At 62.0% G+C, this 12,241-nt stretch carries 9 protein-coding genes; 4 read left to right on the top strand and 5 right to left on the bottom strand.

Going from position 1 to position 12,241, the window contains the following annotated elements:
• Positions 1 to 90: 90 nt before the first annotated feature.
• The 4 genes from ACH2DG_RS14595 to queF all read left to right on the top strand — a co-directional run bounded on the left by ACH2DG_RS14595 (position 91) and on the right by queF (position 5,751).
• Complete coding sequence (locus tag ACH2DG_RS14595) at positions 91 to 3,096, top strand: Rne/Rng family ribonuclease (RefSeq protein ID WP_395027012.1); 3,006 nt, start codon at positions 91 to 93, stop codon at positions 3,094 to 3,096.
• Between the two features lie 66 nt (positions 3,097 to 3,162).
• Positions 3,163 to 3,939, top strand: coding sequence for a peroxide stress protein YaaA (gene yaaA, locus ACH2DG_RS14590; RefSeq protein ID WP_395027010.1), 777 nt, complete (start codon positions 3,163 to 3,165; stop codon positions 3,937 to 3,939).
• Between the two features lie 37 nt (positions 3,940 to 3,976).
• Positions 3,977 to 4,840: a 2OG-Fe(II) oxygenase gene (locus ACH2DG_RS14585; RefSeq protein ID WP_224150020.1), complete on the top strand. Its 864-nt coding sequence runs from the start codon at positions 3,977 to 3,979 to the stop codon at positions 4,838 to 4,840.
• 53 nt (positions 4,841 to 4,893) lie between these two features.
• Positions 4,894 to 5,751: an NADPH-dependent 7-cyano-7-deazaguanine reductase QueF gene (gene queF / locus ACH2DG_RS14580; RefSeq protein ID WP_395027008.1), complete on the top strand. Its 858-nt coding sequence runs from the start codon at positions 4,894 to 4,896 to the stop codon at positions 5,749 to 5,751.
• A gap of 33 nt (positions 5,752 to 5,784) precedes the next feature.
• Here queF and dinB read toward each other — a convergent pair whose 3' ends face one another.
• From dinB to ACH2DG_RS14555, 5 genes are all read right to left on the bottom strand, one after another.
• Positions 5,785 to 7,017, bottom strand: a complete 1,233-nt coding sequence (dinB, locus tag ACH2DG_RS14575; RefSeq protein ID WP_395027040.1) for a DNA polymerase IV — start codon at positions 7,015 to 7,017, stop codon at positions 5,785 to 5,787.
• Between the two features lie 141 nt (positions 7,018 to 7,158).
• Positions 7,159 to 8,481 carry an MFS family transporter gene (locus ACH2DG_RS14570; RefSeq protein ID WP_395027007.1) on the bottom strand — a complete coding sequence of 441 codons (1,323 nt, stop codon included), beginning with the start codon at positions 8,479 to 8,481 and terminating at the stop codon, positions 7,159 to 7,161.
• Positions 8,482 to 8,566: 85 nt separating this feature from the next.
• Positions 8,567 to 9,493: a DMT family transporter gene (locus ACH2DG_RS14565; protein ID WP_395027006.1), complete on the bottom strand. Its 927-nt coding sequence runs from the start codon at positions 9,491 to 9,493 to the stop codon at positions 8,567 to 8,569.
• Positions 9,494 to 9,623: 130 nt separating this feature from the next.
• Complete coding sequence (locus ACH2DG_RS14560; protein ID WP_395027005.1) at positions 9,624 to 10,742, bottom strand: YidB family protein; 1,119 nt, start codon at positions 10,740 to 10,742, stop codon at positions 9,624 to 9,626.
• 214 nt (positions 10,743 to 10,956) lie between these two features.
• On the bottom strand, positions 10,957 to 12,126 hold the full coding sequence (locus ACH2DG_RS14555) for an L-lactate dehydrogenase (protein ID WP_395027004.1): 1,170 nt from the start codon (positions 12,124 to 12,126) through the stop codon (positions 10,957 to 10,959).
• Between the last annotated feature and the right edge of the window lie 115 nt (positions 12,127 to 12,241).

Here is a 12,241-nt window from a genome sequence, read left to right as displayed (position 1 = left end):
CTCCAGTAAGAGCCTGTTTATTGTTGGGGATTGGAGACTGGCACCTGTCTGACAAAGGTGGCCAGTCCCGCATTACGAAGGACGCGCATCATGAAACGGATGCTGATCAACGCCACGCAAGCTGAAGAGCGACGCCTCGCCATCGTGGATGGCCAAAAGCTGCTGGATTACGAGATCGAAATCGAAGGCCGCGAACAACGCAAAGGCAATATCTACAAAGCCGTTGTTACCCGGGTAGAACCCTCTTTGGAAGCCTGCTTCGTCGACTACGGCGAAGACCGTCACGGCTTCCTGCCATTCAAGGAAATTTCCAAGCAGTATTTCGCCGAAGGCGTATCGCCCAGCCAGGCCCGCATCAACGATGTGATCAAGGAAGGCCAGGAGCTGCTCGTCCAAGTTGAAAAGGAAGAGCGCGGCAACAAGGGCGCGGCGCTGACCACTTTCGTCTCTCTGGCTGGCCGCTACGTGGTGCTGATGCCCAACAACCCCCGGGGCGGTGGCGTATCGCGCCGTATCGAGGGTGACGAGCGCGCCGAGCTGAAAGAGGCGATGGACCAGCTCGAATACCCCAAGGGCATGTCCATCATCGCCCGTACCGCAGGCATCGGCCGCACGGCGCCCGAGCTGCAATGGGATCTGAACTACCTGCTCAAGCTCTGGAGCGCCATCGACGGCGCCGCCAAGGCCGGCAAGGGCGCCTTCCTGATCTACCAGGAATCGAGCCTGGTGATCCGCGCCATCCGCGACTATTTCAACAATGACATCGGCGACATCCTGATCGACACCGATGACATCTATGAGCAGGCCCAGCAGTTCATGGCGCATGTGATGCCAGAACACGCCGCCCGCGTGAAGCGCTACCGCGACGATGCGCCGCTCTTCAGCCGCTTCCAGATCGAGCACCAGATCGAGTCGGCCTACTCGCGCACCGTGACCCTGCCTTCTGGCGGCGCCATCGTCATCGACCACACCGAAGCGCTGGTCTCCATCGACGTGAACTCGGCCCGCGCCATCAAGGGCGGCGACATTGAAGAGACCGCCACCCGCACCAACCTCGAAGCGGCCGACGAAGTGGCCCGCCAGATGCGCCTGCGCGACCTGGGTGGCCTGATCGTGATCGACTTCATCGACATGGAAGAGTCGAAGAACCGCCGCGACGTCGAAAACCGCCTGCGCGATGCGCTGCGCCAGGACCGCGCCCGCGTGCAGTTCGGCACCATCAGCAAGTTCGGCCTGATGGAAATGAGCCGCCAGCGCCTCAAGCCTGCGCTGAGCGAAGGTGCCCACATCAACTGCCCACGCTGCGGCGGCTCCGGCCACATCCGCGATGCGGAAAGCTCGGCGCTGCAGATCCTGCGCATCATCCAGGAAGAGTCGATGAAGGACAACACGGCAGCCGTCAACTGCCAGGTGCCCGTCGAAGTCGCCTCCTTCCTGCTCAACGAAAAGCGTACCGAAATCCAGAAGATCGAGCTCAAGCAACGCGTCTCCGTCACCATGGTGCCCAACAAGGCCCTGGAGACACCGCATTACAAGCTCGAACGCATGAAGCACGACGACCCGCGCCTCGACTCGATGGAAGCCAGCTACAAACTGGCAGATGCCGAGGAAGAGCAGGTCGGCTTTACCCGCCGCTCGCAAGAGCCCACCAACAAGCAGACCCCTGTCATCAAGGGCGTGCTGCCTGATGCGCCAGCCCCCATTGCCGAGCCCCGCCCGGCGCCTGTGGCACGCACCAATGCCAGCAAGCCAGCCGCCGCCGTGCCTGCAGCACCTGCCCCCATCCCCGAAACCGGGCTGTGGGCAGCCATCAAGCGCTTCTTCGGATTTGCAACGCCAGCGCCGGTAGCCACTCCCGCCCCGGCAGCTCCTGAACCCGCCAAGGATGCCCGCAAGGAAAACCGCGAAGGCCGTGGTGGCAACCGCCGCAATGGCGAACGCGGCGAGCGCAATGGATCGGCCAATCGGGACGGCAATCGCCGCAACAGCGAACGCGCCGAAGGCGAACGCAATGGCCGCAACCGCAATGAACGCGGCGAAGGCCGTGGTGAAGCCCGCAATGGCGACCAGGAAGGCCGCGACAACCGCCGCCGCAATGAGCGCGGTGACCGCCCAGAGCGCAGCGAACGCAATGACCGCCCCCGCCGCGACGATGCCGCCATCAACGCACAAAACGGCGACAACGCAGCAATCGAGGCAACCAGCGAACGCCAGGAGCGTACGCCCCGTCCAGAGCGTGCTCCGCGCGAGAATCGCCGGGATCGCGGCGAGCGTGGTGAGCGCAACGAGCGCCGCAACCAGGGCGAAGAATCGATGCGCGACAACGCCGCCGTGGCTCCAGCGCCGATGGACTCCGAAGCCGTGATCGCCGCCCTGCCCTCGCTGGACCTGGACGGAAACACCAACGCAGCAATGCCTGTCGATGGCGAAACCTCGCCAGAGCGCCGCGAACGCCGCTCCCGTGACCGCTACGGCCGCGACCGCCGCAACCGTGGTGACCGCGAACGCCTGCCACGCGATGAGCAAGCGGCTGATGCACAAACCGAAGCTGCCCCGGCAGAAGCCGTGTTCGAGGCTGAAAATGCTCCAGCACCACGCCGCAGCTACTTTGATGCGGCAGCAGCAACAGACGCAGCACCGGTAGCGGCGCCTGCGGTGGACCTGGCAGTGCCTGCTGGCGAGCCCGCAGTCAACGCAGCCGCCGAAGCCTTTGAGGAAAAGCCAGTTCCAGCGCCCGCCGCTCAGGCACCAGCAACTACAGAACAAGTAGCACCTGCTGTCGCCGCCGTGGTGACACCGGCACCGGCCGCCGAGCCAACCGCCCCGCAAGGCCTGCCCAGGATCGCCAGCTACACGCTGCCCCTGGAGCAGTTGAACACCATCGCTGCCCAGGCTGGCCTGCAGTGGGTCAATTCGGACACCGACAAGGTGGCCGCCGTGCAGGCTGCGATTGCAGCGGAGCCCAAGCCCGTGCATGTGCCCCGCGAGCGTCCCCCGGTCGTCATGCTCGACGAAGGCCCGCTGGTGCTGGTCGAGACGCGCAAGGATCTGGCTGCCATGGTGCTGCCCTTTGAACGCGAATCGCAAACCGCTTAAGCCGTTTCGCTAGAGCCCACAGGCCGGATTTCCTCCGGCCTGTTTCATTCCTGGAGCCCGTACGACATGCTGTTTCTGCTCTCACCCGCCAAATCGCTGGATTACGAGACCCCCTTGCCTGCCGGTCTGCCTCACACACAGCCGCAGTTCATCAAGCAGTCGCAAGCGCTAATTGAGGTGCTGCGCGAAAAATCGCCCCAGCAGATCGCCAGCCTGATGGACATCAGCGACAAGCTCGCAACGCTGAATGTCGCACGCTACGAGGCCTGGTCGCCCAAGTTCACCGCCAAAAACTCGCGCCAGGCCATCATGGCCTTCAACGGCGATGTCTACGACGGCCTGCAGGCCCACAGCCTCACCGCCAAGCAGCTCGATTGGGCCCAGTCGCATGTCTGCATGCTCAGCGGCCTGTATGGCGTGCTGCGCCCGCTGGACTGGATGCAGCCTTACCGGCTGGAAATGGGCACGCGCCTGCCCACGGCCCAAGGCAGCAATCTCTACCATTTCTGGGACACGCAGATTGCCGACTATCTAAATCACCAGCAGCAAGGTGAAGATGCGCCCGTCGTCGTCAATCTGGCTTCGCAGGAGTACTTCAAATCCGTTGACCGGAAAGCGCTGCGCGCCCGTGTGGTGACCTGCAGCTTTGAGGACTACAAGAGTGGCCAGTACAAGGTCATCAGCTTCTTCGCCAAGAAGGCCCGTGGATTGATGGCGCGCTATGCAATCGAACACCAGGCCAGGACGCCTGCGGCACTGAAGAAGTTCAACATCGACGGCTATGCCTATGCCAGCGATGTTTCGACTGCTGACCATTTCCTGTTCCGTCGCAAAGTGGATTGATGCCGCTTTGGTGCACAATGGCCGCGAAAGGAATGTCATGACAGCCTCGCAACCCATCACCCCGGAATTGCGCGCCTGGATTATTGAACAGGCGACTGCCGGTGTCAGCGCCGAAAATGTCTTCAAGGCCATGTGCGACGCCGGGTGGAACGAAGATATAGCCGAATCCGCCATGGAAAAGGTATTGACCGAACACCTGCAGCACCTGCACGGTGCCAATACCGAAATTGCTTCTGTCATCCACCGTCCGCTGCCCGAACCTCCGCTGGCCGATGCGCCCGGCTCCATCCATGTCGGCGACCGCGATGTGAACGTGCTGCTGAGCATGAAACACCCGCGCGTGGTGGTATTTGGCAATTTGCTGTCCGATGAAGAGTGCGATGCCATCATTGCCGCGGCCAGGCCGCGCATGAAGCGGTCGCTGACAGTGGAGACCAAGACCGGCGGTGAGGAAGTGAACGCCGACCGCACCAGCGACGGCATGTTCTTCCAGCGTGAAGAAACCCCGGTCGTAGCCACCCTGGAGCGCCGCATTGCCAAGCTGCTGAACTGGCCGGAAAACCATGGCGAAGGCCTGCAGGTGCTGCATTACCAGCCTGGTGCAGAGTACAAACCGCATTACGACTATTTTGACCCCACCCAGCCTGGCACACCCACCATCCTCAAGCGAGGCGGCCAGCGTGTCGGCACCCTGGTGATCTACCTGAACAACCCGGAAGCCGGTGGCGGCACCAGTTTTCCCGATGTGGGCGTCGAGGTCGCACCGCGCCGTGGCAATGCCGTGTTCTTCAGCTACGCAGCCCCGGACCCTTCGACCAAGACCCTGCATGGCGGCTCGCCCGTGGTGCGTGGCGAGAAGTGGATCGCTACCAAGTGGCTGCGCGAAAGCGAATTCAAGTAAAAACAGCTGCTGGCGCCCTCTCATAAAGCGCCATTAGCTATTCATTTAATAGCATGACTTTTTCTCCTCAGCCAGAGCAATCGCCCCTGGGCCAGCGCTCGGCCTATATCGACCAATACAACCCGACCCTGCTCTTTCCGCTGCCGCGCGCGGCCAAGCGTGCCGAGATCGGATTGCAGGACGACCGATTGCCGTTTTTTGGCGCCGACCTGTGGACGGCGTATGAGGTCTCGTGGCTCAACCTGCGGGGCAAGCCGCAGGTGGCCCTGGTGAATTTCACCATCCCCTGCGAAACACCCAACATCATCGAGAGCAAATCCTTCAAGCTCTATCTCAACAGCTTCAACAACAGCCGCTTCGCCAGCGCGGGCGATGTGCGCGCCAAGCTGGTAGCCGACCTCAGTGAAGCCGTATGGCGCGGCGCGCCGCACAGCTCCACCATCGGCGTCCAGTTGATCGAGCCCGAACTGTTTGATGCACAGCCCGTGCAGGAGCTGGACGGCCTGAACCTGGATCGCCTCGATATCGATTGCGACCGCTACGAACCCGCGCCTGAACTGCTGACCGCGGCATTCGACGAACCGCCCGTCACCGAAACTCTGACCAGCCGCCTGCTCAAAAGCAATTGCCTGGTCACCGGCCAACCCGATTGGGGCAGTGTGCGCATCAGCTACAGCGGCCCGGCGATCAACCAGGAAAAGCTGCTGCAATACATCGTCAGCTTCCGCAACCACAACGAATTCCACGAGCAATGCGTCGAACGCATGTTTGTCGATATCTGGCGCCAGTGCCAACCCATCCGGTTGACGGTGTACGCACGCTATACCCGCCGTGGCGGGCTCGACATCAATCCACTGCGCACCAGCCAGCCCATGGCCCTACCAGCCAACGTGCGCACGGCGCGCCAATAAACGCCTGGGCCGAAAATCTACTCAAAGGCGATTTCATTCGTCCGTGAACAGCGGCAAGGTGTAAGGATCGGCATTTCTCTCCTGCCCTTCCCGGTGCGCGCGCATCTCCGCTGCCTTGATTGCCGGCGCGTCTCCCACCATACCCTGGGCCGCTGCCTGCTCCTGCGGCAGCAGGTTGCCCACACGCACGCCCAAAAGGCGCAGACGCTGCTCCAGCGGCGCGCGCTTCAGGCACTGGCCGGCGGCATGGCGAATGGCCCTGGCATCGCTGGTGTAGAGCGGCAGGCTGTGGTCCCGGGTGGCGATGCGGAAATCGGTAAAGCGCAGCTTGATCCCAATCGTTCGCCCTACATAGCCCTTGCGCTGCAGATCGGCAGCCACACTCTCGCACAGCTCGGTAAAGATCGCGCCCAGCTCCGCCCGGTCACGCACCGCGTGCAGGTCACGGTCGAACGTGGTCTCGCGACTCATCGATACCGGCTCACTCTCCGTCACCACGGGCCGGCTGTCCAGCCCCCAGCAGGATGCATGCAGCCACGCGCCATAGCTGCGGCCAAAGTGCTCCACCAGCCAGTGCAATTCCTTGGCCGCCAGATCACCCAGGGTGGTGATGCCCAGCGCCTGCAACTTGGCATCGGCCTTGGGGCCTACGCCGTTGATCTTTCGGCAGGCCAGCGGCCAGATCATTGATTGCAGGTCGTTCTCCAACACGATGGAGACGCCATTGGGCTTGTTGAACTCGCTGGCCATTTTGGCCAGCTGCTTGTTGGGCGCCACACCGACCGAGCAGGTCAGGCCCGTTGCGGCATATATCTCGCTTTGCAGGCGCAGTGCCAGGCTGCGCCCATGGTCATTCTGCCCGCCATCGACATGGGTGAAATCGATGTACACCTCGTCCACACCCCGGTCTTCCATCTGCGGTGCAATCGAGGTGATGATGGCCTTGAACTGGCGCGAAAACTGCCGGTAGCGCGCAAAATCCACAGGCAGCAGAATCGCCTGCGGGCACAGCTTGGCGGCCTTCATCATGCCCATGGCCGAGCCCACTCCAAATGCGCGCGCCTGGTACGTGGCCGTGGTGATCACCCCGCGCCCGACGTAGTCATTGAGCAATGGAAAGGCATGCACCGGAATATCTGCGAGGCGCCCGCCATAGGCAGCCGCCAGCGCGTCGTCCTCGCGCCGCCGCCCGCCTCCGATGACCACTGGCAGCTCCTTGAGCTGCGGATAGCGCAGCAGCTCGACCGATGCGTAGAAGGCATCCATGTCCAGGTGCGCCACGCGACGGCGTGGCGGCAAGGCTGGCAGTGTGGACTCTGGGGTCAAATCGTGGCTCACGCCCTATTGTCGCCGCGCGCAGCAAACCCGGCACCGTGGCCGGGTTCGGTCAGTGGCACACGTGACGCATCAATGGTCGTGGTGCAGGTAGGCAGCCTGCTTGGGCAGCCGCAGGCTGAACAGGAACGCCACCACCATCATGGCCGACACGTACCAGAAAAATACCGTCTCATGCCCTGCGTTCTTGAGCGCCAGCGCCACAAACTCGGCCGATCCGCCAAATATGGCGTTGGCCACTGCATAGGCCAGCCCCACGCCCAGTGCGCGCACTTCGGGCGGAAACATTTCCGCCTTCACGATGCCGGAGATCGAGGTGTAGAAACTCACGATGGCCAGGGCCACCACAATCAGAAAGCCAGCCATCTCCGGCGACGAAGCACTGTGCATGGCCGTCAGGATCGGCACGGTACAGATGGCGCCCAATCCCCCAAACAGCATCATGCTGGTGCGCCGGCCAATGCGGTCTGAAAGCGCACCGAACAGCGGCTGCATGCACATGTAGATGAAGAGGCAGACGGTCATCACATAGCTCGCCGTCTTGATCGGCAAGCCAACGCTGTTGACCAGGTACTTCTGCATGTAGGTGGTGAAGGTGTAGAAAATCAGCGAGCCACCGGCGGTGTATCCCACCACCGTGACGAAAGCGCGCCAATGGTGCTTGAACAGATTGGCGAGCGTGCCCGTTTCCTTGTCGTGCATGGCTTCCTGCGATTGCGTCTCGTGCAGGGTGCGGCGCAACAGCGTTGCCACCACAGCTGCAGCGGCGCCGCAGACAAAAGGAATGCGCCAGCCCCAGGCGCGCAGTTCTGCATCGGTGAGCAAGGCCTCCAGGATCACGATCAGCAGCACGGCCAGCAGCTGGCCGCCAATCAGCGTCACATACTGGAAGGATGAGAAAAAGCCGCGCTGCCCCTTGAGAGCCACCTCGCTCATGTAGGTGGCAGTGGTGCCATATTCGCCGCCCACCGACAGGCCCTGAAACAGGCGGCATACCAGCAGCAGAAACGGCGCGAGGGCACCAATCTGGGCATAGGTGGGCAGACAGGCAATCACCAGGGAGCCTGCACACATCATGGTGACCGAGATCAGCATGGATTTCTTGCGGCCGTACTTGTCGGCAATCCGGCCAAACAGCCAGCCGCCGATCGGACGCATCAGAAAACCCGCAGCAAACACGCCAGCCGTATTGAGCAACTGCACCGTCGGGTCGCCCTTGGGAAAGAACGCCGCAGCAAAGTAGATGGAAGAAAAGGCGTAAACGTAAAAATCAAACCATTCGACCAGATTACCTGATGAGGCCGCCATGATGGCGAAGATGCGGTGGCGCTTCTCTTCTGGGCTGTAATGTGGCGGCGTGGCCGAGGTGGCGGGATTCGGAGTGGTAGTTGTCATTGGCATGGTCCGATGAAAGAAACCATGATGCGCCGCGCGCACGTACCCTCCTTGTCGGACGGACGCTGAAAACGGTTACTGGCAATTACAGCTGGGTGCAAATAATGACAATGCCCACCAGCATCAGTGCAATGCCCCATTTCTCGTTCGCGCGCAGTTGCTCCTTCAGAAAGCGGCGCGAGACGATGTAGCTGAAGATCACCTCAACCATGCCCAGGGTCCGTACTGAGGCAGCGCTCTGCAGTGCATAGGCGCTGAACCAGGCAAGCGAGGCAGCGCTGCCCATGCAACCCGCAATCAGAGAAACCCGCCACGCCTTGGCAATGCGCACCAGCACACCCGGGTTGCGCCATGCAAACCACAACCCCATGGCCACGGTCTGCATGCATTGGGCAGCAAAAACACCCCAGGCGCCTGACAGCAAGGCGCCCGGTGCCTTCAATTCAATAGCGGCACCCCGAAACCCCACGGTGGCAATCGCAAAGCATGCGCCACATACCAGGCCATAAAAAGCCGCTTTGCTGCGCCATTCAAACCGCGCGCCAGGCAGGCGTGGCGGCATCGACAGCAAGGCAACACCCAGGGTGGCTATGGCCATCGCCCCCACCGCCCATGCGGTTGGCAGCTCGTGCAGGAAAACCGCGCCAAACAACGCCACCTGCAGCACCTCGGTTTTGGACAGGGTCACCGCTACTGCAAAATTACGCTGCTGCATCGCCAGCAGCAAGGCACCGGTGGCAGCAATCTGAAAGAACGCCCCCAGAGCAATCCAGCCGAAATAGGCCCAGCTCCAGTGATCGATCCTTGGAGGGGTCTGTGGCAGCGTATAGAGCAGCACCAGCGCCAATGCAGCGAGTGGCAGACCGTACAGAAAACGCACGAGGGTTGCGGGCCAGGTACCCAGATCTGCCGTGAGCGAGCGTTGCGCAGCGTTGCGCGCCGTCTGCGCCACCGCTGCAAACACCACCAGCAGCATCCACCAGCCACCCCATTGCATTTCCCCATCCGCCATACCCGGCCCACTCCTAGAAAGTGCCTGCGATCGTAGATGAATGGCGCTGCAGCGGCCCATGCATTTGGCGATGTGTGCCCCTCACAAAAAAGGCCACCCGCAGGTGGCCTTGCCGGAAAGCTGCATCGCCTCAGTTGGCGCGCAGCACCACATCCACACGGCGGGAGGCCGCATTCGTGTTGCCGGTATCGGAGGTTTCCGCAGGCTTTTCAAGTACCGTACGGTCAACAGGCACACCCGCCGCCGCCAAGGCTGTCTGCACCGCCATGGCACGCTGCTTGGACAGTTCTGCGTTCTTGGCCGCATCACCCGTGGGATCGTTGAAGCCCGACACCACCGCCTTCACGTCGGCGTGCGATTGCAGATAGGCGACCAGGGTCTTGGATTTATCCGCAAATTCAGGCGACACCTCGGTCTTGCCGGTGTCAAAGAACACCTGCAGCTTGGGCACATCCTGCACCATGCTGTCGATCACGGCAGCACCGGCAGGGGATGCGTCCGCAGTTGGTGCGGATGCCGGGGCGGGAGCAGTAGCTGCAGGCTCTGGCGCAGGAGCGGTAGCCGGAGCGGGCTCGGGGGCCGGAGCAGGTGTTGCTGCCGGGGCAGCAGGCGCGGGCGCAGTCACGGTGTCCGGAGTTTTCTTGCCGCAATAGCTGATTCCGAAAATCACCACCAGCGCGCCGATGATCCAAGGCAGCCACTTGCCGATGCCGCCTCTTGCTGCAGTCGCTGTGTTGACGGCAGCAGTAGAGACTGTCGAAGCCGCTGACGATGCAGCAGCAGTGCCAGCGCCCGCCACCCCTGCGGCAGCTGCGGCACCGCTGCCCAATAGGCCACCGAGCAGGGATTTCCCACTGCCGATCAATGCCACCGCCTCTGCAGGCAAGGTGGCGGGGAGCATTCCATTGGGCGAGAGACGCGAAACCAGCGCAGGCAGCAACGCCCCCACCGCCGAAGTCACTGCCTCCTTGGGCAGGTGGAGCTTGTCGCTCAACGTGGACAGCAAGCCTCCTGACGCACCGAAAATGCTGCTCACCTCGTCATTGGTAGGCGTGCGCGATTCTTCCGTGGTGCTCAGCCAGCTGTCTGCCAACCCACCCAGGCCTGCAGAACGAAAGCGGTCCAGCAAGCCCGCTAGACCTCCGTTGGCCGGGTCCGTGATGTAGGCCAGCACCATGGCGACCAGGTCTTTGGCTTTGTCGCCCAGACCAAAGCGGTCTGCCATGTCTCGAATCAAGGTGTCGAACATTCTCGTCCTCCTGTGATGGGAATCGCCAACCAGCGGATGCCGTTGGCGATCAAACCAGTGTAGGAAGAGGAACGCGCCGAGCTTGTAGGACAAGGCGCAGGCGTTCAGAAACGGTTTCTATATTTTCAAATGATGACAAATACTTGCAATATACCCCCTACCCCTCGCATTCCCGGGCACAGCCTCACCACCGCAGGGTGGGCTTCTTTCCCGATCAATAAGGCTGAGGGTAAGTTCCAGGCACCAGAATTGAGCTGTTCACCTGGTTGATGTTGGTGTGGCCGCAGAAGGCCATCGATACGTCCAGTTCCTTCTGAATGATCTGCAAGGCCTTGGCCACGCCCTCCTGGCCGAAGGCACCGAGCCCGTACAGAAAGCTGCGGCCGATCAGCGTACCTTGCGCACCCAGCGCCCGGGCCTTGAGCACGTCCTGCCCGCTGCGGATGCCGCTGTCCAGCCAGACCTCGATGTCCTTGCCCGCCGCCTGGGCGATGGAGGGCAGCGCGTCGATGGTGGCAGGCGCACCATCGAGCTGGCGGCCGCCGTGGTTGCTCACGATCAGGGCGTCGGCGCCCGTCTGCGCTGCCAGGCGTGCGTCTTCCGCCTCCATGATGCCCTTGAGGATCAGCTTGCCGCCCCAGCGCTTCTTGATCCACTCCACGTCACTCCAGTTCAGGCGCGGATCGAACTGATCCGCCGTCCACGACGCCAGAGAGCTCACATCGCCCACGCCATCGACATGGCCCACGATGTTGCCGAAGGTACGGCGTTTGGTGCCCAGCATGCCCATGCACCAACGTGGCTTGGTTGCCAGATTGATCAGGTTGCTGATGGTGGGTTTGGGGGGCGTCGACAGGCCATTCTTGATGTCCTTGTGGCGCTGGCCGAGGATCTGCAGATCCAGCGTCACCTGCAGGGCCGAGCAATTGGCGGCTTTGGCACGGTCGATCAGGCGCTCCATGAATCCGCGATCACGCATCACATACAACTGAAACCAGAATGGATGGCGGTCGGTGCCTGCAGCAACATCCTCCAGCGAGCAGATGCTCATCGTGGAAAGGGTGAACGGAATACCAAAGGCCTTGGCCGCTCGGGCCGCCAGAATCTCGCCATCGGCGTGCTGCATGCCGGTCAGGCCTGTCGGAGCAATCGCCACAGGCATGGACACATCGTGCCCCGCCATGGTGGTACGGGTGCTGCGGCCTTCCATAGTGACGGCCACGCGCTGGCGCAGCTTGATTTTCTGAAATGCAGCTTCGTTGTCGCGGTATGTACTCTGGGTATAGGAGCCTGAATCCGCATAGTCATAAAACATGCGCGGAACGCGCTTCTGGGCCACCACGCGCAAGTCTTCGATACAGGTGATCTTGGATAAATCGGACACAAATCTTCCTTTGATGGATGCAGTGCGGGAATATCTGCAGAGCCCGCCATGCCGCCACCACGGCTTCACCTTGCTGTATGTCACAAAAGCAACAGGTTCGGCACTGGTTTGTCAG

It is taken from the genome of Comamonas odontotermitis (assembly GCF_040396735.1).
Classification (GTDB): Bacteria; Pseudomonadota; Gammaproteobacteria; order Burkholderiales; family Burkholderiaceae_C; genus Comamonas; species Comamonas odontotermitis_C.
This window is presented reverse-complemented; position numbering and strand designations above follow the sequence as displayed.

Excerpts from the sequence above, each read along its gene's own strand:
- ACH2DG_RS14560 (WP_395027005.1), bottom strand. The coding sequence starts at position 10,742 with ATGTTCGACACCTTGATTCGAGACATGGCAGACCGCTTTGGTCTGGGC.
- ACH2DG_RS14595 (WP_395027012.1), top strand. The coding sequence starts at position 91 with ATGAAACGGATGCTGATCAACGCCACGCAAGCTGAAGAGCGACGCCTC.
- ACH2DG_RS14570 (WP_395027007.1), bottom strand. The coding sequence starts at position 8,481 with ATGACAACTACCACTCCGAATCCCGCCACCTCGGCCACGCCGCCACAT.
- dinB (WP_395027040.1), bottom strand. The coding sequence starts at position 7,017 with ATGGATGCCTTCTACGCATCGGTCGAGCTGCTGCGCTATCCGCAGCTC.
- ACH2DG_RS14565 (WP_395027006.1), bottom strand. The coding sequence starts at position 9,493 with ATGGCGGATGGGGAAATGCAATGGGGTGGCTGGTGGATGCTGCTGGTG.
- yaaA (WP_395027010.1), top strand. The coding sequence starts at position 3,163 with ATGCTGTTTCTGCTCTCACCCGCCAAATCGCTGGATTACGAGACCCCC.
- ACH2DG_RS14585 (WP_224150020.1), top strand. The coding sequence starts at position 3,977 with ATGACAGCCTCGCAACCCATCACCCCGGAATTGCGCGCCTGGATTATT.
- queF (WP_395027008.1), top strand. The coding sequence starts at position 4,894 with ATGACTTTTTCTCCTCAGCCAGAGCAATCGCCCCTGGGCCAGCGCTCG.